Origin of the sequence: Rhodopseudomonas sp. BAL398, from assembly GCF_033001325.1 — a bacterium.
Classification (GTDB): Bacteria; Pseudomonadota; Alphaproteobacteria; order Rhizobiales; family Xanthobacteraceae; genus JARJEH01.
On the sequence record NZ_CP133111.1, the window covers coordinates 1,610,582 to 1,630,164 of the forward strand.

A 19,583-nucleotide genomic window follows, 5' to 3' on the forward strand; every position below is an offset into this window, starting at 1 on the left:
GGACTGTCAGTCCGCTTGTGTCTTGAGCCCGAGAAATTGCCCGCCGCGCTCTTTGACAATGGCGGCGCGGGACACCCGTTCCATCAGTTCGGCCGAGGCCAAGCCCGATAATTCCTTCGGCCCCGCGCCGTCGCGGATCGCCGTCAGCGTCGCGAACACCGCCTCGGTGGCGGCCGCAATCGGGGCATGGCCCTGCACCGCGATCCGCACCCGCCGGCTCGCCAGATAGTCCCAGTCGGTGACCTCATCGGACGGCCCGCCGAGCACGATCGGCAGCGTCGTCGCGGCGGCGATGGTGTCGAGTTGGCCGCGGGTTTTGACCCCGGTGAAGAACAGCGCGTCGACGCCGGCCTCCTGATAGGCCACGGCGCGTTCGATCGCGTCGTCGAGCGTGCTGATCGTCAGCGCGCCGGTGCGGCCGACGATCACCAGTGTCGGATCGATCCGCGCATCGAGCGCCGCCTTGATCTTGCCGAGCCCCTCCTGCGGCGACACCAATTGCGCTGCGGCTTCGCCGAAGGCCTGCGGCAGCAGCGTATCCTCGATGGTCAGTCCGGCGGCGCCTGCGGCCTCCAGCTCCTGCACGGTGCGTCGGACATTGAGCGCGTTGCCATAGCCGTGATCGGCATCGACCAGCACCGGCAAGGCCGCCGCGCGCGTCATCCGCCGAATCTGTTCGGCCAGTTCGGTCAGGGTGATCAGCGCGATATCGGGATCGCCAAGGATCGCCAATGAGGCCACCGAGCCGCCGAACATGCCGAGTTCGAAACCCAGATCGTCGGCGATCCGGATCGAGATCGCGTCATAGACCGAAGCCGGCCGCACGCAGCGCGATCCCGACAGGACCGTGCGCAGCGCGGCGCGGCGGTGACGCCAGGCCACCGGCTCAGGCGAATTCGAGGATGACGGCGTCGACCGCCAGCGTCGCGCCGGCGGTGGCGTGGATCTTCTTCACCACGCCGTCGCGTTCGGCCCGCAGCACGTTCTGCATCTTCATCGCCTCGACCACCGCCAGCGTCTCGCCGGCCTTGATCTCCTGGCCTTCGGCGACCGCGATCGACACCACCAGACCCGGCATCGGGCACAGCACCTTCTTGCCGGTGTCGGCCTTGTTGCCGACCAGCATCCAGCGCGCCGAGGAGGCCTCGCGCTCGGTGAAGACATTGACCGCGACCTCGTAGCCCTGATGCGCCAGCCGCACGCCGTTCGGAATCGGCCGGACCTGCACCGCGATGGCATAGCCGTCGACGGTGCCCTGCCAAACCGGATCGCCCGGAATCCACGGCGACGACAATAGATGCGGCTGTCCCAGGGCGCCATCGGGGCCGACAAAGCGCACCACGAAATCCTCGCCCTCGCGGATGATATCGAGCGGAACTTCGCTGCGCTCCAGCCAGACCGAGCGGCGGCGTTCGCGGATTACCGCGCGGCCGATCATCTGGCCCGAGATTTTGCGCTTGCGCTCGCCGATCACCCGGTCGATCGCCGCGCCGACCGCGGCGATCCGGCGCGCGATGTCGCCTTCCGGCACCCGCGCCGCAAAGCCCTGCGGAAATTCCTCGGCGATGAAGCCGGTCGACAGATCGCCCTCGCGCCAGCGCGGATGCGTCATCAGCGCCGACAGGAACGGAATATTGTGGCGGATGCCGTCGATATAAAACGAGTCCAGCGCATGCGCCTGGGCCTCGATGGCGGCGGCGCGCGATGGTCCATGGGTGACCAGCTTGGCGATCATCGGATCGTAATAGATCGCGATCTCGCCGCCCTCCTGCACGCCGGTATCATTGCGCACGGTGATGCCGTCGGAATTGCTCTCCGCCGGCGGGCGATACTTCACCAGCCGGCCGATCGAGGGCATGAAATTGCGGAACGGATCCTCGGCATAGACCCGGGATTCCACCGCCCAGCCGGTCAGCGTGACATCCTTCTGAGCGATCGCGAGCTTTTCACCCGCCGCGACCCTGATCATCTGCTCGACGAGGTCAATGCCGGTGATCATTTCGGTCACCGGATGCTCGACTTGCAGCCTTGTGTTCATCTCCAGGAAGAAGAAGCTCTTGTCCTGGCCGGCGACGAATTCGACGGTGCCGGCGGAATCGTATTGGACCGCCTTGGCCAGCGCCACCGCTTGCTCGCCCATCTTGCGGCGGGTGGCCTCGTCGAGCAGCGGCGACGGCGCCTCCTCGATCACCTTCTGGTTGCGGCGCTGGATCGAACATTCGCGCTCGCCGAGATAAATCACATTGCCATGCTTGTCGCCCAGCACCTGGATCTCGATGTGGCGCGGGTCGACGATGAATTTCTCGATGAACACCCGGTCGTCGCCGAATGAGGATTTGGCTTCCGCGGTGGCCAGGTCGAATCCCTCGGCGACCTCGGAGGTCGAATGCGCGATCCGCATCCCCTTGCCGCCGCCGCCGGCGGAGGCCTTGATCATCACCGGATAGCCGATCTCGTCGGCGATCTGGACCGCGTGGGCGGTGTCGCGGATCACGCCGAGATGGCCCGGCACGGTGGACACATTGGCCTTGGCGGCGGCCTTCTTGGATTCGATCTTGTCGCCCATCGCGGCGATCGCGCCTGGATTGGGGCCGATGAAGACGATGCCGGCGGCCTCGAGCGCGCGCGGAAAGGATTCGCGCTCCGACAGGAAGCCATAGCCAGGATGCACCGCCTCGGCGCCGGTCTGGCGGCAGGCCTCGATGATCTTCTCCATCACCAGATAGCTCTCGGACGCCGCCGGTGGCCCGATCAGCACCGCCTCGTCGGCCATTTCGACGTGCAGCGCGTCACGATCGGCCTCGGAATAGACGGCGACGGTCTCGATTCCCATGCGCCGGGCGGTTTTGATGACCCGGCAGGCGATCTCGCCGCGGTTGGCGATCAGAATGCGTTTGAACATGTGCTTTTGCTTGCAACCTTGGGGTGGGCAGCCCTCCCGGTCGGGACGGCAATCTGGGAGCGCGACTGCTTGTAACAATTCTGACGCTGAGGAAAACTAGATATTGCGCAGGGGGGCCCCCATTCGCCTTTGTTCCCCCGCAGCCGCACTGCGCAAGCGCCGCCGTCATCCGGCCGGCAGCCTACAGCGGCGGGACGCAGCTCTGCTGCTTTCGCCCAGAATAACGCCTCGAAACCCCATTCCCGCCCGGTTTGGACGGATGAAGCAAGCTGCACCGCGCCCGGCATTACCAGCGGTGGGCGCAACAGCGCCAATGTTCCCGAATCTGGATTGGCGGGTTCGGCCGATCCGGCGGAAAGGCGCGGCGCGCGCCCCGGCAATGTCAGCCAGAGGCGGCCGATGGACCAAGCACCCGCTTGCCCGGCGCCTGAATTGAACGGTTACGGCGCCAAGGCCGCGGTCAAATCGCCCAAAGGCGGCTGGCCGTGGGCTTTGAGGGCCGCGTCCCGGGCCACGAGGCCGGGCAGCACCGGAAGTTCAAACCGCTTGGTGATGAACCGCAGAATCGATGTGGTGTCGTAGAATGTGTGGTCCACGGCGCCCTTCTTGGCCAAAGGCGACACGATCAGGGTCGGAATCCGCGAACCCGGCCCCCAACGATCGGCCTTGGGCGGCGCGACGTGATCCCAGAAGCCGCCGTTTTCGTCATAGGTGACGACGACCAGCATGTGGTCCCATTGCGGGCTCTTTTGCAGATGGGCAATGATGTCGGCGATATGGGCGTCGCCGGACTGCACATCGGTGTAGCCGGGGTGTTCGTTGAGATTGCCTTGCGGCTTGTAGAATGTGACCGCCGGCAGCTTGCCGGCGTCGATGTCCTTGATCAGGACCTCGCCATTCATGCCGCCATCCCGGAGATGCTCGGCCCGCGCCGAGGTGCCGGGCGCATAAGTGTCGAAGAAATTGAACGGCTGGTGGTGAAACTGGAAGTTCGGCACCGGCTTGCCGCGGTTGCCGTCGAGCGTCGCCTGCCAGGCGCCGGCGTACCACGCCCAGCTCACGCCCTTCTGGCTCAGCAATTCACCGATCGTCGTCTCGTGCTGCGGCGGCAGCGTGTTCGGCGCGGCCGGATCGGCGAAGCGCGGATCGCCGTCCTTGGCCGGCTTGTTGTTGCTCGGCTGATACGGCGGCTGCATCGTGTTGACGGCATAGAAATCCGGCGAGATCTGACCGTTATTGACGAATTTCGGAATTCCATCCATCGCCGATTTCGGCGAATTCGCCGCCAGCGTCAGCGAGACGCCGTCGGGTTCGACCGCGGCGATCAGCCCCTTGGCCGGACTCTTGTCGGCGTCGGGGTATTTCGGCACGCAGGCGCAGACCAGCTGAAAATGATTGAGGAAGGAGCCGCCAAAGGCGCCTTGAAAGAAATTATCGGCCAGCACGTATTCCCTGGCGATATTCCACAGCGGCAGTTTGGAGCCGTCGTAATGGCCCATCACCAACCCGCCGGCATCCGCATAGGCGGCGAATTTATCGTTCTTGCCGCCATCGATCTGCATCTGGTTCTGGAAAAACAGATGCCACAGATCGTGGGTCACGACCCCGAGCGGCGTCGCCAGACTTTTGGGATCGTCGATCGCAAACGGCCGGTTTGGCATCAACTCGGTCTGCGCTTCGGTCACCACCGGCGTCACGCCTTTGGCGGTCAAACCATTCCAGACCGGCGGCAAGGTTTTCAGCGGCGTGCCGTCGCGGTCGAGCTGGACGTATTGATCGGGCGTGACGTTCTGCAAGCCGTTGGCGCCCGGGAAATAGCCGTAGAGATTATCGAAGGACCGGTTCTCGGCGTAGATCACCACCACCGTATCGATGGCTTTGATCCCGGATGTCTGTGCCGTCGCCGGCTGGCCCCAGACCGCCGGCAGCGCCAGCGCGGCTGACAGAACAACGGATTGCAGTGGACGAGACATTCGGATCGCTCCTCGAAGGATGGCCTTGATTGGAACAATCCTAAACTGGCTTCGATGTCAGTCGGATGAAGGCATGGCAGGCTTGCGCGGCACTTCGGTCAGACCGTTGTCATGAAAGCACGGCAGGTTATTGCCATGATCAGACCCGGCATCTTTTTGTATTCCCTGGTGGTGCTGGCCGCGCTGGGCTTGACCGGCGCGACCCGCGCCGAAGCCGACGGCCTCACCCGGGCGCAGGCTTTTGCCAGGGCCGCGGCGCTGGAAGCGCTCGGCGCCAAGATCTTTGCCGATCGCGCGCTGTCGAGGTCCGGGCAACTGGCCTGCTCCAGCTGCCACGATCCGGCCCATGGCTTCGGCCCCGGCAATGACCGCGCCATGCAATTCGGCGGCAAGGATTTGCGGCAAACCGGCTTTCGCGCCACCCCGGCGCTGACTTATCTGCAAGCGGTGCCGCAGTTTTCCGAACACTATTACGAATCCGAGGACGAAGCCGACGCCAGCATCGACAATGGCCCGACCGGCGGCCTGACCTGGGACGGAAGGGTCGACCACGCCAGCGATCAGGCCCGGATTCCGCTGCTGGCGCCGTTCGAGATGGATAGCAGCGTCGCCACCGTCGCCGCGGCCTTGCGCAAGGCCGCCTATGCGGGCGAGATCAAGGCCATCTTCGGCGACGCTATTTTCAACGATCCGGACCAGACCTTTGCCGCCGCGCTGAAGGCGCTGGCGGTGTATCAGCAGAATGCCGCGACCTTCTATCCGTATTCCAGCAAATACGACGCCTATCTGGCCGGCCGTGCCAGGCTGACCGACCAGGAAGCGCGCGGGCTCGCGGCGTTCAACGATCCGGCCAAGGGCAATTGCGGCAATTGTCACCGCAGCGAACGCGCCGACGACGGCAGCGCGCCGCAATTCTCCGATTTCGGCATGATCGCGCTGGGCGTGCCGCGCAACCGCGCGATCGCCGCCAATGCCGATCCGGGCTTCTTCGATCTCGGCCTGTGCGGCCCGCTGCGCGCGGACTTCAAGGGCCGGGATGATTATTGCGGACTGTTCCGGGCGCCGTCCCTGCGCAACGTCGCGCTGCGCAAAACCTTTTTCCACAACGGCGTGATCAAGAGCCTGCACGACGCGGTCGAATTCTACGCCACCCGCGACACCGATCCGGGCCGCTGGTATCCGCGCAGGGCCGACGGCAGCATCGACAAATTCGACGATCTGCCGGCGCGCTACCGCGGCAACATCAATATGGAGCCGCCATTCGGCGGCAAGCCGGGCGATCCGCCGGCGCTGTCATCGGCCGAGATCGACGATATCGTCGCCTTTCTCGGCACTTTGACCGATGGCTATCGGCCTGCGCCAGCTGGGCAGCAACCGGGTGATGCGCCGCCGAAGGCCGTCGCCAATCGCCCATAGCTGGATACAATAATGGCGGGGCCAGGCCCCGCCATTATCGATTCAGGAAAATTTCGCCGGGCTCACATGCCGAGGTCGAACACGTTGGGCAGATGCTGCACCAGCGGCAGCGTCGCGGCGCCGATCACGGTGGCGGCGATCAATCGCATCAAAGCGAGGTTGTTGCGGCGGTTGCTGCGCATCTGCCGGCCGATCCACTCCAGCACCTCGATATTGACGCCGATCGCCTGGGTTGGGGCCCAGCTCTCGATCGCGACATCCGGCGACAGCGCCACGCTGCGCGACGGCACCGGCAGACCGGATGCGGCGGCGGCGTGGTGGACGATGGCCTTGGCGAACAGATCGTCGAACGATCCCTCGTCCTTCCGCTCGGCGGCGGCGTCGTTGATCTCGAACAGCGCCTCGGCCTCGGCCCGGCTGACCGGCTGGTTCGCGACCGCATCGGCGGTCAGGATCTGCACGCACCAGGCAGCGTCTGCGGCATCGAGCGTTCGCGAGAAATGGACGCGACCCCGGGTGGTCGGTCCTTCTCCGGTGATCACGCCGTCGCGCACAATGCCGAGGGCCTGTGCAGCGGTAAAGCGGTCCGCGATCCGGGAGGGGTCGATGATGCCGATCTCTTCGGCATGGGCGGCGGCAGTCATGGGTCTCGCTCTTCTCTTTGAACTTTGTGGTCAAATCCAGCATTTCCATGCTGGCGTAAACGGGTGGTTAAGACTTCAACGTTGGTACCAAGCAATCGGCATTGGCCGTGAGATTTACTCGCATGGTTGCCAAATTATCTCGGTGACCTGCGTCACAGCCGGAGTGATCGCAGCCTGCTTCGGCGGCGATGCGGCGCGCTCGCGGCGACATCAAGGCAACGGCAAATTCGTCGAGGCTGTGATGGCTCCTGCTACACGCCAACAAAGAGGCCGGCGCCACCGGCGCCGGCCTCCCTCATTTGAACGCAATCGCGCCACGCTCGCTAGATTTTGGTTGAGATCCAGTTCGCCAGTAACAACCCCAGTGAGGCGGAGAAGGCGGTGGCAAAGGCGCCCCAGGAGATATCGACCATCACCACCGGCCAGGTCCAATGCTTCAACAATGCCAAAGCGGTCAGCTCGAATGTCGCGTAGCAGAACAGCCCGAACAGCGCGCCATAGAGCAACGCCGATTGCCAGGTCGCATCGGACGAGCCGTTAACGAAGATGACGATACCGACGACATAGAGCAGATAGAATAGGATCGCCGGCGCCAGCCTGACCTGGCCGAGCATGTCGCCGACCTGTGAATTGAAGAAGTTCTTGGCGATCGTTCCCAGGAACAGGAAATCCAGCGGAATTAGGATGATGAAAGTTGCCAGATAGAGAATGCCGTAGCGCTTCAAATCGCCCTCCAATGTGATTTGGGTTCCGTCCAGTTCCAATACGTTCCAAATTGTTGAAGGTTGCAATCCTCCTCGCCGGGAGATTGCTGACCCACAAGGTCGAATTCGGATGACAATCTCCTGATGCCCCACGCCACCGCTCCTCCATCGATCGTCTGGTTCCGCGACGATTTGCGCCTGTCCGACCACCCGGCGCTGCACGCAGCGGCGCAGACCGGGGCGCCGCTGGTCTGCCTTTATGTCCTGGATCAAGACAGTTCAGCGATCAGGCCGCTCGGCGGCGCGGCGCGCTGGTGGTTGTCCCGCTCGCTGCAGTCGCTGCAGGCCAGCCTGACGTCAGGTGGCGGCTCATTGTTACTGCGTCGTGGTCCGGCCGCCGCCGTCATCGCGGCGCTCGCCTCCGAGATCGATGCCGCCGCGGTGTATTGGAACGAAAGCGAGGTCGCCGCGGATCGCGCCGTGGCCGACAACCTGGCGATCGCGCTGGCCGATCTCGGGATCGCCGCGCATCGCTGTCGCGGCGATCTGCTGGTGGCGCCAAGCCAGATCCGCACCAAGGACGGCAGGGGCTTGCGGGTGTTCACGCCGTTCTGGAAGCGGGTGCAAATGCAGGGCGCGCCGCCCAAGCCGCTGCCTGCACCGGCGACGCTGCCACCCTCGCCTCGCCTGCCTGGCGACGCGATAGCCGACTGGCATCTGGAACCGACGCAGCCGGATTGGGCAGGCGGCTTGCGTGCGAGCTGGATTCCGGGCGAAGCCGCCGCGCAGGCGCGGCTGGCCCAATTCCTTGCCGGCGTGTCGGACTATGCGACGGCGCGCGACCGACCGGATATCGACGCCACCTCGGGCCTGTCGCCGCATCTGCGGTTCGGCGAAATCAGTCCGCGTCAGGTCTGGCAAGCCGCGCGCTTTGCCGCCGCCGAACGTCCGGCCACCGCCGGCGATGTCGACAAATTTCTCAGCGAGCTGGGCTGGCGCGAGTTCTGCCGACACCTGCTGTTCGATCGGCCCGATCTGGCACGGAGCAATTTGCAGCCGGCGTTCGACGTCTTTCCTTGGAGGCATGACGCCGAAGCGCTGCTTGCCTGGCAGCGCGGCCGCACCGGCTATCCGATCGTCGACGCCGGAATGCGGCAGCTGTGGGCACAGCGGGACGATGCACAACCGGGTGCGGATGGTGGTGGCGTCGTTCCTGGTCAAGCATCTGCTGATCGACTGGCGTCACGGCGAACAATGGTTCTGGGACACGCTGGTCGATGCCGATCCCGGCAGCAATCCGGCGAACTGGCAATGGGTCGCGGGCTGCGGCGCCGATGCCGCGCCCTATTTCCGGGTGTTCAATCCGATCCTGCAGGGCGAGAAGTTCGATCCCGGCGGCGACTATGTCCGCCGCTGGGTTCCTCAGATCGCCGGCCTGCCGACCAGGTTGATCCACCAGCCATGGACCGCCACGCCGCTCGAATGCGCCGCCGCCGGCGTCACGCTTGGCGGCAACTACCCGCACCCGATCGTCGATCACAAGGTCGGACGGCTGCGCGCATTGGACGCCTACGACACGGTGCGTAACCGATGATTCAGCGTCAGCTTGTCAACACCAAATCCGCGAATCGGCTATCGTTATTTGTCACTAACCTTTTGAGGGGGATACCATGGACGACGATAAGCCGATGCTTGATCAAATGACCGACGTCATCAGCGACGCGGTGCAGGCAACCAAGAAGCTGGCCAAGAAGGCCCGCAAGGCCGCCACCAAGGCCACGAAGACGACCGCCAAGAAAGTGACGCCGGCCAAGAAAACGGCCAAGAAAGCCCCGGCGAAAAAGGCCAAGAAAGTCGCGGCGAAGAAGGCCGCTGGCAAGAAGTCGGCGGTGAAGACCGCCAAGAAGGCGACCAAGAAGACCGCGCCGAAGACCGCCAAGAAATCGGTCAAGAAAACGGTCAAGGCCGCCAAGCCGGCGAAGACCACCAAGAAGGCGGCCAAGAAAACCGCCGCCAAGTCCGCCAAGAAGGCCACCAAGAAGGCCACCAAGAAGGTTGCGCCGACGGCGAAGAAGAAGGCCAAGAAGTCGAAGCGCTAACGCGCCCGACCTTCGGCAGGCGGGAGCCTCCAGATCATCTCTGGAGGCTTTTTGCTGCCCCGACCTCGGAGTCGGACTGAAAATGACGCCAACAAAACCCGATGTCGTCATTGCGAGCGGAGGACGGCGCGCAGCGCCGTCCGACCGCGAAGCAATCCAGGGGCTACAGACAAGGACTGGATTGCTTCGTCGCAAGTGCTCCTTGCAATGACGAACTTTGAAGGCCTGATTTTGCTTTAAGTCAGCCTCTAGGCCCGCGCGCGGAGCACGAGCAGCACCGCGGCGGCGCAGGTCACCATTCCGGCGATCGAGATCGCATCGAGTTTCTCGTCGAACAGCACATAGGCCATCGCCGCGGTCACCGCCGGCACCAGATAGAACAGGCTGGCGACATGGCTCGACGCGTGGCGGCGCAGCAGCCAGTACAACAGCCCGATCGATCCGATTGACAGCACCACCGCGAGCCACATCACCGAGAGAACGAACTCGGTGGTCCAGTCCACCTGCCGGGTCTCGAACAGCCAGGCCCCGGCCGCGAAGAACGCCAGCGCCGCCAGATATTGCACGACATTGCCGGCGCGCCAGTCGATGCCGCTGCAATAGCGCTTCTGGTACAGCGTGCCGATGGTGATGCTGACCAGCGAGCAGCCCGAGGCCAGCCAGCCCCAGCCGGCGTCGCCGCTGATCGAACGGTTGTGCACGATCATCACCGCGCCGCCGAGCCCGAGCAGCAGCCCCGCCCATTGCCGCGGCGTCACCCGCTCGCCAAGCCAGCGGTTCGCCAGGGTCGAGGTCAGGATCGGCTGCAATCCCGGGATCAGCGCCGATAGTCCGGCGGGGATCGAATGCGCGATCGCGATCGCGGTGCCGGCCAGATAGATGCCGTGCACCAGGATGCCGGCGACGACGCTGTGGCCGAGACCGGCCAGCCCCGGCCAGCGCGGCCGCGCGATCGCCGCGATGATCGCCATCAGCGCCACCACCACGATCATCCGGATCGCCAAATAGGTCAGCGGCTCGGCGCCGCTCAGCGCATATTTGGTGCCGACGAATCCGGTGCTCCACAGCACCACGAAGATCGCCGGCGCCGCGCGCGTGGCAAAGTTTTCTGCATTGCGATTCATTGTCACCCCGGATGCCTGATCGTATGTTGCCCGGCCACGAGCAAATACGGCGCCGCGCTCGAATGACACGACTTGGCGCCAATCACCAGCAAGGAAACATCATGGACGTTCGCGCCGCTGTCGCCATTGCCGCCGGCAAACCGCTTGAAATCACCACCGTGCAGCTCGAAGGCCCGCGCGACGGCGAAGTGCTGGTCGAGATCAAGGCCACCGGAATCTGCCACACAGACGAGTTCACCCTGTCGGGCGCCGATCCCGAAGGCCTGTTCCCGGCGATTCTCGGCCATGAGGGCGCCGGCGTGGTGGTTGATATCGGCCGGGGCGTCACCAGCGTGAAGAAAGGCGATCACGTCATTCCGCTGTACACGCCGGAATGTCGGCAGTGCCCCTCCTGTCTGTCGCGCAAGACCAATCTGTGCACCGCGATCCGCTCCACCCAGGGCCAGGGCCTGATGCCCGACGGCAGCTCGCGGTTCTCGATGGGCGGCAAGCCGATCCATCATTATATGGGCACCTCGACCTTCGCCAATTACACGGTGCTGCCGGAAATCGCGGTGGCCAAGATCCGCGAGGACGCCCCGTTCGACAAGGTCTGCTACATCGGCTGCGGCGTCACCACCGGAATCGGGGCCGTCATCAACACCGCCAAGGTCGAGGTCGGCGCCAAGGCGATCGTGTTCGGGCTCGGCGGCATCGGGCTCAATGTGCTGCAGGGGCTGCGGCTGGCCGGCGCCGACATGATCATCGGCGTCGACATCAACAATGACCGCAAGCCCTGGGGCGAACGCTTCGGCATGACGCATTTCGTCAATCCGAAAGAGATCGGCAAGGATCTGGTGCCTCACCTGATCGACATGACCAAGGCCGGCGCCGACCAGATCGGCGGCGCCGATTACACCTTCGATTGCACCGGCAATGTCACGGTGATGCGGCAGGCGCTGGAAGCCTGCCATCGCGGCTGGGGCCAGTCGATCGTGATCGGGGTGGCGCCGGCCGGCGCCGAGATCTCGACCCGGCCGTTCCAGCTGGTGACCGGCCGGGTGTGGAAGGGCTCGGCCTTCGGCGGCGCCCGCGGCCGCACCGATGTGCCCAAGATCGTCGACTGGTATATGCAGGGCAAGATCCAGATCGACCCGATGATCACCCATGTGATGCCGCTCAGCGACATCAACAAGGGCTTTGACCTGATGAAGCGCGGTGAATCGATCCGCGGCGTGGTGACATTCTGAGGCTGCCGCGCCAGCCCGGTTGGAAAAGACCCTCATGGTGAGGCGGCGCGCCAGCGCCATCTCGAACCATGAGGGGATGTGTCAAGCGCGCTCAGCGTCTACTCAACATGCAACCAACACGATCAGACATTCAAGTTCGTCATTGCGAGCCGAGGACGGCGCATCGCGCCGTCCGACCACGAAGCAATCCAGGGACGCCAGGCAAGGGCTGGATTGCTTCGTCGCAAATGCTCCTCGCAATGACGACCTTGACGGCCTGGTCTTGTTGATCGCTTTTGAAGTCAGACTGTCAGGATGAAGGGTTGGAGGGCTTGCGATGCGCCTACAATTTGCAACCGTCGATGTGTTCACCGCCGATCAGTTCAGCGGCAATCCGCTGGCCGTGGTGCTGAACGCCGATGGCCTGTCGACCGCGCAGATGCAGAGCATCGCCGCGGAATTCAACCTGTCGGAGACGACCTTCGTGCTGCCGCCGCAGGATCCCGCCCACACCGCGGCGGTGCGGATCTTCACGCCGAAGGGCGAGATGCCGTTCGCCGGCCATCCCAATGTCGGCACCGCCTTCATGCTGGCGCGCGCCGGCGAAAGCTATGGCCGCGCCGTCGCCGGGGACCGCGTGGTGTTCGAGGAAAAGGCCGGGCTGGTCGCGATCGAGATCCTCAAGGACGGCGCGACGGTGGTCGGCGCGCGGCTCGGTGCGCCCCAACAGCTCACGGTCGGCGCCGAGGTTTCATCCGAACTGGTGGCCTCGGCTTGCGGACTGGCGATTGATGACATCGCGACGGCTCGACATCGGCCCTGCATCGCCTCCTGCGGCGCCGCCTTCATTCTCGCCGAGGTGACATCCCGCGCCGCGCTGGCGGGCGCGGAGGCGCAGGCCGATGTATTCCGACGCGAAGTCGCCAAGCAGCCGGCGGTCAGCATCATGATCTACACGCAGGTCGATGAGGCCGACATCGACATCCGGGCGCGGATGTTCAGCCCGCATCACAATATTCCCGAAGACCCGGCCACCGGCAGCGCCGCCGTGGCGCTGATCGGCCTGCTGGCACATTTGCGGCCCGAGGCCGATCTGTCGCTGTCGAAGCGGATCGCCCAAGGCGTCGAAATGGGCCGCCCCAGCCTGCTCAATGCCCATGCCGAAAAACACAACGGCGTCGTCACCGCGACTTTCATCGGCGGACGCTGCGTGCCGGTGATGACCGGATCGATCGAGCTGAATTGACCGACGCGCTCTGCCCGGTGGCCGCCGCAAGGCTCCGCAACCTGATCGTCCGCGGCGCGGCTGATCGGCTCGCTCAGAACGCCTCCGGACAGGGATCGACGATCTTCCACAGATCCTTGCCGTTCGTGATCTTCTTCATCTTGGTGGTGAGGCCGCCATTGCGGCCGATCCAGTCTTTCACCGGCTGCGGATAATACGACATCAGCTCCGAGGTGCCCTGCGTGCTGGTGACCTTGATGCCGAAGGTGAAGGCCTTGTCGTAATAGGCCTGGTGGAAGCCGAGACTGGCGCGCGGCGTGACGCAGATCTTGTTGATCGGCACGATGCCGAACACCATGGTGCAGGCGGAATTGCAGACGCCGTCGATGATGACGCGCTCATGGCGGTCGCGGATCCGCTCATACTTCGCCTTATAGGCGGTAACATAGCCGCCATGGTCGTCGGTGATTCGCAGATCGGCGCGGGCCGGCGACACCGCCAGCATCAAGGGCCACACCAGACAGCAGAGCAGTTTTCGCATCGATCGTTCTGAAACCCGGACGCCGTTTGCGGGCAACGGCCGAGCCGCTGCCGCGGCGCCATCCCGCGTAGACCAAGCGTTGAGCATTGCAATCCGGCAAAAATGCGGGAGTTTCGGCAAAAGGGCGAGATCGAAAATGTCCTGGGTTCGCGCCACCGCGGGTGAATAGGACCTCGCGTCGAATCACCGCCAATTCGTACCGACCGCGATCCGTGCCCAGCCCGAATTCAAAGCCAGAAATTGAAAAACCTCCGGCAGGGCATTGCCGGAGGTTTTGGAGGTTTAGCATCAAGAAGTCGTCTGTCTCCTCAAGCTCAAGGTCGCCGACCATGAGGCGGCGACCTTCAAAATATACCCGATACACAATTGAGTTCAACATCTAAGTTACTAAGCTTTATTGATCTGATTTGCTTGCGCTGCGCCGTCACCGCAGTGCGTCTTTCCGCGAAAACCGGCACCGCCGCTCGGAATTGACGTGGACGCATGCAACAACCCCGGCGGTTTCCCGCCGGGGTTGTTGGATGATCGTCGACTGATCGAAATCAGAATGTGCGCTGCGCGCGGAGCGCACCCGACCAGGTGCCCTGATCCTTGAACTCATAGACGAGACCAGCCGGCTTAGTCGCGCCGGGAGCGGTCAGCGCGGCCGTGCCGGAGTAACCCTGATCGAGATAGGTGTACATCACCTCACCCGAGAAGGTCAGGCCCGTGACCGGGGTCCAGCGGGTGACGGTACCGATCTGGGCGATCCTGAAGTCCGGATTGCAGTTAAAGCCAGCGATCGGAGCCCCCCAACCTGCGCAGATCAGAGCAGTCGCGTTGGTATTGTAGTCGATGGCGGTGTAAGCACCGAACAGCGAAGTCGACCAGTACGGGTTCCAGTTGTGGTTGAACGCGCCACGCACGCCCCATGCAGTCGTCAGCTCGATGCTGGTGCCGCCCCCGCCCACCAAGCTGGCGAACACGCCATCCGACGATCCGCCAACCGCAATGCTCTGATAGGCACCGGGAACGCCCGTGCTGCCATACATTGCAAAGCTGTTGCCGGTGACGCCGCCGAGCACGTAGCGTGTAGCACCGTGAGCATAGCCGGCGCTGACGTTGATGCTGTCACCCGGACCGGTGGGCAGGTTCTTGATCGACAGGGCCGCCTGCGCTGCGTAGCCCCATTTGTCACCCGGATGCCCGGTCGTTTCCAGCGCGGGATTGTAGTAGCTGGCGCGAACCTGGTGGCCAGCTGCCGACAGCTGGAACAAGCCCCACGCCTGATCGACCCGCAGCTGACCGACAATGTCGGGAACGCTGGTGCCGGCGTAGGAATTGGTGCCATAGACGCCCGCCGGATAGGCTGCGTTATAGGCGGCGGCCGTCAGGCCGGGGCCTGCGGTGTTGTAGAGGCCGGCCTGATTATAGGCTGACGGATCTTCGACCGAGAGCGAGGCCGACACGCCATTGCCGAACTGGGCCGTATAGGCGATCTGGTTGATGCCGGTCACGTCGTCGTGGCCGCCGAGCAGGAACGAGGTGTTGTTGCCGGGATAACCGGTCCAGGGTGCGTCGTATTGCGACACGGCCTTGCCGATGGTGAAGCCGGCGAACTGGATGAAGGCGTAGTACACGCCGAGGAAGCCGCCCGCGACACCGTCGGTGCCGGTGGTCCAGCTGAAGGTCGCATCGAAATAGGTGCGGACCACGCCGTATTCGGTCGCGGTGCGGGTGTCGATGTTGAGATCCTGACGGGAGCGGAAGATGTATTCGTTCCGCAGCCGGTTGCGCTGGCCGGCGGCGCCGGCCCAGGACGGGGAGTCATAGGCACCCGAACCGTTGAAGGTCACGTCGGCGCGCAGATAGCCGCCAAGCTTGATGCAGGTATCGGTGCCCGGGATGTAGTAGAAACCCGCGCCGTAGAGCGAGCAGATCCTGACATATTCAACCGCCTTGGCCTTCAACGGAAGATCGGCCGCCTGAGCCCCGCCCATCGCCAGCAGCGCCGCCGTGGAGCCGAGAATGAGACTCTTAGTCGCTTTCATTGCATCCTCCAAGTTAGACTGTTTGGGTCCTAGTCCTGCAGGTGATGCCTGAGGCGGCCCTGTACCCTGACGTCCGCCAGCCTCCCAGCTGTGCGAACCTCATAACCGGACGACTCGTAATCGATTGCCCCGCCCGTATGACCGTCACATTGCATGAATATATCACGTGTTCCAATTTGATTATTTACTCATCAGTTGCTTTGGCGCGCCTCGTTGCATTTGCGCAACAGAGTTATTTTCGCCGGATCCGCAAGTTTCCGTCCCATTCCCGCCCAACTATCTGATATAAAAAGCAATGTGGGACAGGTTCCTCTGCCAAGAGTGCTTTCGTCACCTGCCGAGGAACGTATACATGCCAAAAAAAGACGGATTAGAACTGGCGTCCCCAACGCCAAAGCTGCCACCACAAATCGATCATGACTCCGCCAGACGTTTCAGCTGGGCGATTGCCAACGTCGCCATGTACCTTGAAGAGCTGCGCTATTTCCGGGCAAAGACGCTGAGTATCAGCGGGCCGCAGCTGACCATTCTGATGGCGGTGATCGACCTGGAAGAGGGTCAGGGCGTGTCGGTCCGCGTCGTCGCCAAGGCGATCCATGTCGATCCCTCCTTCATCACGACGCAGACCAAGCTGCTGGAGAAGAAAGGGCTGGTGCGTCGCCGCACCGACGACACCGACGCCCGGGTGGTGAAGCTGTCGCTGACCGACAAGGCCTACAAGCAAATCGCCAGCACCGCGGGCGAGGAAGAGGCGCTCAATGAATTCATTTTCGCCGACCTCACCACGCAGAAGCTCGATGAGGTGACGCAACGGCTAAACGCCCTCAAGATTCGCCTGGAGAAAGCCTGCCTCAAGGTCGAGGGCGGATTCTAGAGCAATTCCGGTTCTGATAGATCAGAACCGGAGCTCTAGATTCTTGTTTTGACGCGTTTTCTTTACGCGAACCGGTACCCACTTCGCTCGAAAACGCTCTAGGGTTGCGCTATCGACAAGTAGTTCCGGAATCTTCGTCACAGAGCCGCTCGCCGGTCTAGCGCGGGCTGAACTGTCGATTCCCCGCCACCAGCCGCGCTGCCATCTGGCGCCCGATCCAGTCGAATATGAACTCATTGGCGAGAGTCGGATTATCCGCGCTGGCATGCGAGGCCCCGGTCTCGGCGGCTTCAAACACCTTCAGCGACAGATTTGATGGCGCGGCGTCGTCGTGCGCCAGCAGCTTGCCGGCCCATTGCGGATCGAGCCAGCCGAACTCGTCGATCACCACCAGCACCGGGCACCCTGTCTTCCGGGCCAGCGGGACCGGGCGAATCATGGCCGGAAACCCGCCATGGCCGGCTGCGGCGTCGCTCTGCCACAGCTCTTCGAGGCCGCCGTCGCAGACTGCGGCAGCCAGCCGCCGATCGAATGCCACGCCCCTGGTGACCCAGGACGACGCAGCGCCATCGCCGATCACCGCGATGCGATCGCCATCGATGTCCTCCCGCTCCATCAGGTAGTCGACCAAGGCGGCCACGCTGGTCTCGGGCCTGGTGGCGCGAACGCCAGATTCGACAAGAGCGGCGTCGTATCCGACGTCGACGCAAAGCAGCGCCATCCCGCGGTCGCGCGCGTGCCGGGCCATTGCGAAAAACAGCTCGTGCTTTCGGCGGCCGGATTCGCCGATGCAGATCACCGCCGGCACCGGCGCGGAATCCGACGCGACTGGAAATGACAGATAGCCGTCCAGGCTGTGGCCATCGAGCCACGGCACAACAACGACTTCTCCGCGCGGGCGAAGGTTCGCGAGATATTTCTCCACGCAGCGTCGGACCAGCGACAAATCCTCGCCCGCCACATCAGCATGTTGGATATCGGCCGGCTCGACATCGGCCGGCTGCGCTATCGACGCCGCCAGGTAGTAATTGGCCGAACGAAGCCAGCAATTCCGGGCCGTCGCAATATGTCCCGCACCGAACGCCTGTTCGGCGCGCCGCCTATTGGCGTCGGCCAACCTGCTCCACTCGCCGCGCCAGCTGGCCGGGTCAGCGACGTCGAGCCGGCTTGCGGCCGCAAGACATTCCGCAATCGTGGCGCCCCCCTCCTGCGCGACCGCCAATAACCGGCCCAGTTCCGTCGCATATGCTTCGTTGTCGGGCCAATCAACCCATCCGCGCAGCAGATCGCTATGAGAGCTCAAAATCAATTTCCAGCCTCTCGATAAATTCAGGCACCGACAGCAATCGAACGAAAACTAATTGATCTGATAAATTGTTATCTGCATGAAACGGCACAACCGCCAGCACTTAATTCTGCATCGATCCGATGGATGGTTGCATTGCTTTGGGTCAACCACGGTCGCTGGACAAGCTCTGCGGAGGCCGCCGCCAACAGGTTTGCGGCGCGGCTTGGACGGTTGGCGGTCGGTCCGCGCGGTCGCCTGATGACCGCCTTCCGGCATGGCGGTACCGCGCAGAGATCCGTTCGGAAAAGCCAGCCCGTTGAAAACGCGGATAAAACCCGGGATTCAGCGTCGTCGGGCTGGCATTCGCGGTTTTGCGCGGTATGGTGCGCCCTAGGCACTCGTAGCTCAGCTGGATAGAGCATCGGATTTCGATTCCGAGGGTCGGGAGTTCGAATCTCTCCGAGTGCGCCATGCCCGGCTGCGATGTGCGAGGAACATCGCGGCGCGCCGCGGGCCTCCGATCACCGCAGCTGGCCGCTGGAATTGCACTGATATGACGCTCCGCCGCGCGACGCCCACCATGCGTTCGCGCCTCACATCCTGCCTGGCGCGCATCCTGCTGCGTCCATCACGCAGCGTTTGTATTGCTCCGGCGTCGGTGCAAGTGTGGCCGCCGAAGGAGAATTGATGGCCCAATCTCGCGAGAACCGACTATTGACGATGATGCCCTCCGGCGACTTCGCGCGGCTGCGGCCGCATCTGCACAGGGTCAATCTGGACTACAGGATGCCGCTGTCCGAGGCCCACAGGCCGGTGACACATCTCTACTTTCCGGTGGAGGGCGTCGCCTCACTGGTCAATACCATGGCCGACGGATCGTCGGCCGAGGTCGGTACCATCGGGAATGAAGGCCTCGTCGGGATCCCGGCGATCCTCGGCGACACCGTCGGCCCGCTCAATGTCTATGTCCAGGTTCCCGGTTACGGCTTCAAGGTGCAGGCCGAGATCATCAGGGACCTGCTGGGGACCAGCACAGCTTCGCGGACCTTGATGCTGCATTACGCTCACGCCTTCTTCAATCAGGTGGCGCAATCGGCGGCGTGCAACACCTGCCACGACATCGAACAGCGCTGTTGTCGCTGGCTGTTGATGACCCACGACCGCATGCAGGCCGACAATTTCCTGCTGACCCAGGAATTCCTGGCCATGATGCTGGGCGTCAGGCGAACCGGCGTCACCGACGTCGCCCGCAAATTGAAGGGCAAGAACCTGATCAATTATGTCCGCGGCCAGGTCAGCATCCTCGACCGCGCCGGGCTCGAGCAGCTGTCCTGCGAGTGCTACAACGTCAGCAAAGTCGAATTCGATCGCCTGCTCGGGCCATCGCGCGGGCTTTCCGCCGGCGCGCCGGCTCTCCGCGACGCCCCGGCTGACGGATCACCGTCGGGATAACCCCGCGTGAGCGCGCCGCTGCACTTGACTCTGCAAGAACAAAAAGAGAACATGCTCCACTGCCGGCCCGTTCCCGGCTTGCCGCCTCACGAGAGATCGCCGC

General features: G+C 63.7%; 16 protein-coding genes, 1 tRNA gene and 1 pseudogene. 9 read left to right on the forward strand and 9 right to left on the reverse strand.

All coding sequences use genetic code 11. The annotated features are described in order from the left end of the window. Nucleotides 1-6 precede the first annotated feature (6 nt). From RBJ75_RS07745 to RBJ75_RS07755, 3 genes are all read right to left on the reverse strand, one after another. Nucleotides 7-882 carry an oxaloacetate decarboxylase gene (locus RBJ75_RS07745; protein ID WP_044406738.1) on the reverse strand — a complete coding sequence of 292 codons (876 nt, stop codon included), beginning with the start codon at nt 880-882 and terminating at the stop codon, nt 7-9. A 4-nt stretch (nt 883-886) separates the two neighbouring features. Further along, nucleotides 887-2,902, reverse strand: coding sequence for an acetyl/propionyl/methylcrotonyl-CoA carboxylase subunit alpha (locus RBJ75_RS07750; protein ID WP_044406735.1), 2,016 nt, complete (start codon nt 2,900-2,902; stop codon nt 887-889). A gap of 440 nt (nt 2,903-3,342) precedes the next feature. Next, nucleotides 3,343-4,875 (reverse strand): acid phosphatase, encoded by a 1,533-nt coding sequence (locus RBJ75_RS07755; protein WP_276156266.1) that lies wholly within the window; start codon nt 4,873-4,875, stop codon nt 3,343-3,345. Nucleotides 4,876-5,010: 135 nt separating this feature from the next. Here RBJ75_RS07755 and RBJ75_RS07760 point away from each other — a divergent pair, with 135 nt between their 5' ends. Further along, complete coding sequence (locus RBJ75_RS07760) at nt 5,011-6,291, forward strand: cytochrome-c peroxidase (RefSeq protein WP_234707510.1); 1,281 nt, start codon at nt 5,011-5,013, stop codon at nt 6,289-6,291. Between the two features lie 62 nt (nt 6,292-6,353). On the opposite strand, the gene RBJ75_RS07765 is transcribed toward RBJ75_RS07760, so the two are convergent. After that, a complete protein-coding gene (locus RBJ75_RS07765) occupies nt 6,354-6,935 on the reverse strand; it encodes a hypothetical protein (RefSeq protein ID WP_044416225.1) in 582 nt (193 codons plus the stop codon). 323 nt (nt 6,936-7,258) lie between these two features. Further along, a complete protein-coding gene (locus RBJ75_RS07770; protein ID WP_044416229.1) occupies nt 7,259-7,660 on the reverse strand; it encodes a DUF2177 family protein in 402 nt (133 codons plus the stop codon). Nucleotides 7,661-7,783: 123 nt separating this feature from the next. On the opposite strand from RBJ75_RS07770, the pseudogene RBJ75_RS07775 reads away from it, so the two are divergent. Continuing rightward, nucleotides 7,784-9,233: pseudogene (locus tag RBJ75_RS07775) on the forward strand (cryptochrome/photolyase family protein). Nucleotides 9,234-9,327: 94 nt separating this feature from the next. Beyond that, on the forward strand, nt 9,328-9,738 hold the full coding sequence (locus RBJ75_RS07780; RefSeq protein WP_160297970.1) for a hypothetical protein: 411 nt from the start codon (nt 9,328-9,330) through the stop codon (nt 9,736-9,738). A 248-nt stretch (nt 9,739-9,986) separates the two neighbouring features. Here the strand turns inward: RBJ75_RS07780 and RBJ75_RS07785 are convergent, their stop codons facing one another. After that, on the reverse strand, nt 9,987-10,862 hold the full coding sequence (locus RBJ75_RS07785) for a DMT family transporter (RefSeq protein WP_044416221.1): 876 nt from the start codon (nt 10,860-10,862) through the stop codon (nt 9,987-9,989). 101 nt (nt 10,863-10,963) lie between these two features. On the opposite strand from RBJ75_RS07785, the gene RBJ75_RS07790 reads away from it, so the two are divergent. Next, entirely contained in the window at nt 10,964-12,091 is a 1,128-nt protein-coding gene (locus RBJ75_RS07790) for an S-(hydroxymethyl)glutathione dehydrogenase/class III alcohol dehydrogenase (RefSeq protein ID WP_317528855.1), read from the forward strand. A 316-nt stretch (nt 12,092-12,407) separates the two neighbouring features. Then, nucleotides 12,408-13,316, forward strand: a complete 909-nt coding sequence (locus tag RBJ75_RS07795; protein ID WP_044415639.1) for a PhzF family phenazine biosynthesis protein — start codon at nt 12,408-12,410, stop codon at nt 13,314-13,316. 73 nt (nt 13,317-13,389) lie between these two features. Here the strand turns inward: RBJ75_RS07795 and RBJ75_RS07800 are convergent, their stop codons facing one another. Both RBJ75_RS07800 and RBJ75_RS07805 read right to left on the reverse strand, forming a co-directional pair. Next, nucleotides 13,390-13,836, reverse strand: coding sequence for a hypothetical protein (locus RBJ75_RS07800; protein WP_044415636.1), 447 nt, complete (start codon nt 13,834-13,836; stop codon nt 13,390-13,392). A gap of 542 nt (nt 13,837-14,378) precedes the next feature. Then, entirely contained in the window at nt 14,379-15,866 is a 1,488-nt protein-coding gene (locus tag RBJ75_RS07805) for a porin (RefSeq protein ID WP_276156239.1), read from the reverse strand. A 460-nt stretch (nt 15,867-16,326) separates the two neighbouring features. Here RBJ75_RS07805 and RBJ75_RS07810 point away from each other — a divergent pair, with 460 nt between their 5' ends. Next, a complete protein-coding gene (locus RBJ75_RS07810; RefSeq protein ID WP_317528856.1) occupies nt 16,327-16,740 on the forward strand; it encodes a MarR family winged helix-turn-helix transcriptional regulator in 414 nt (137 codons plus the stop codon). Nucleotides 16,741-16,897: 157 nt separating this feature from the next. Here the strand turns inward: RBJ75_RS07810 and RBJ75_RS07815 are convergent, their stop codons facing one another. Then, nucleotides 16,898-17,617 (reverse strand): alpha/beta hydrolase family protein, encoded by a 720-nt coding sequence (locus tag RBJ75_RS07815; RefSeq protein WP_152647860.1) that lies wholly within the window; start codon nt 17,615-17,617, stop codon nt 16,898-16,900. Between RBJ75_RS07815 and RBJ75_RS07820 the strand changes: the two genes are divergently transcribed. The 3 genes from RBJ75_RS07820 (at nt 17,597) to RBJ75_RS07830 (ending at nt 19,480) form a co-directional block, all read left to right on the forward strand. Then, nucleotides 17,597-17,965, forward strand: a complete 369-nt coding sequence (locus tag RBJ75_RS07820) for a hypothetical protein (protein WP_152647861.1) — start codon at nt 17,597-17,599, stop codon at nt 17,963-17,965. The two genes, RBJ75_RS07815 and RBJ75_RS07820, sit on opposite strands and share 21 nt — an antisense overlap. Before the next feature lie 457 nt (nt 17,966-18,422). Further along, nucleotides 18,423-18,499 (forward strand) — tRNA-Arg (locus tag RBJ75_RS07825). Between the two features lie 216 nt (nt 18,500-18,715). Beyond that, nucleotides 18,716-19,480, forward strand: a complete 765-nt coding sequence (locus RBJ75_RS07830; RefSeq protein WP_044416945.1) for a Crp/Fnr family transcriptional regulator — start codon at nt 18,716-18,718, stop codon at nt 19,478-19,480. Nucleotides 19,481-19,583: the final 103 nt, after the last annotated feature.

Coding starts and splice junctions, on each gene's coding strand:
- RBJ75_RS07750 (WP_044406735.1), bottom strand. CDS start 2,902: ATGTTCAAACGCATTCTGATCGCCAACCGCGGCGAGATCGCCTGCCGG.
- RBJ75_RS07755 (WP_276156266.1), bottom strand. CDS start 4,875: ATGTCTCGTCCACTGCAATCCGTTGTTCTGTCAGCCGCGCTGGCGCTG.
- RBJ75_RS07760 (WP_234707510.1), top strand. CDS start 5,011: ATGATCAGACCCGGCATCTTTTTGTATTCCCTGGTGGTGCTGGCCGCG.
- RBJ75_RS07765 (WP_044416225.1), bottom strand. CDS start 6,935: ATGACTGCCGCCGCCCATGCCGAAGAGATCGGCATCATCGACCCCTCC.
- RBJ75_RS07780 (WP_160297970.1), top strand. CDS start 9,328: ATGCTTGATCAAATGACCGACGTCATCAGCGACGCGGTGCAGGCAACC.
- RBJ75_RS07785 (WP_044416221.1), bottom strand. CDS start 10,862: ATGAATCGCAATGCAGAAAACTTTGCCACGCGCGCGGCGCCGGCGATC.
- RBJ75_RS07790 (WP_317528855.1), top strand. CDS start 10,964: ATGGACGTTCGCGCCGCTGTCGCCATTGCCGCCGGCAAACCGCTTGAA.
- RBJ75_RS07795 (WP_044415639.1), top strand. CDS start 12,408: ATGCGCCTACAATTTGCAACCGTCGATGTGTTCACCGCCGATCAGTTC.
- RBJ75_RS07800 (WP_044415636.1), bottom strand. CDS start 13,836: ATGCGAAAACTGCTCTGCTGTCTGGTGTGGCCCTTGATGCTGGCGGTG.
- RBJ75_RS07805 (WP_276156239.1), bottom strand. CDS start 15,866: ATGAAAGCGACTAAGAGTCTCATTCTCGGCTCCACGGCGGCGCTGCTG.
- RBJ75_RS07810 (WP_317528856.1), top strand. CDS start 16,327: ATGTACCTTGAAGAGCTGCGCTATTTCCGGGCAAAGACGCTGAGTATC.
- RBJ75_RS07830 (WP_044416945.1), top strand. CDS start 18,716: ATGGCCCAATCTCGCGAGAACCGACTATTGACGATGATGCCCTCCGGC.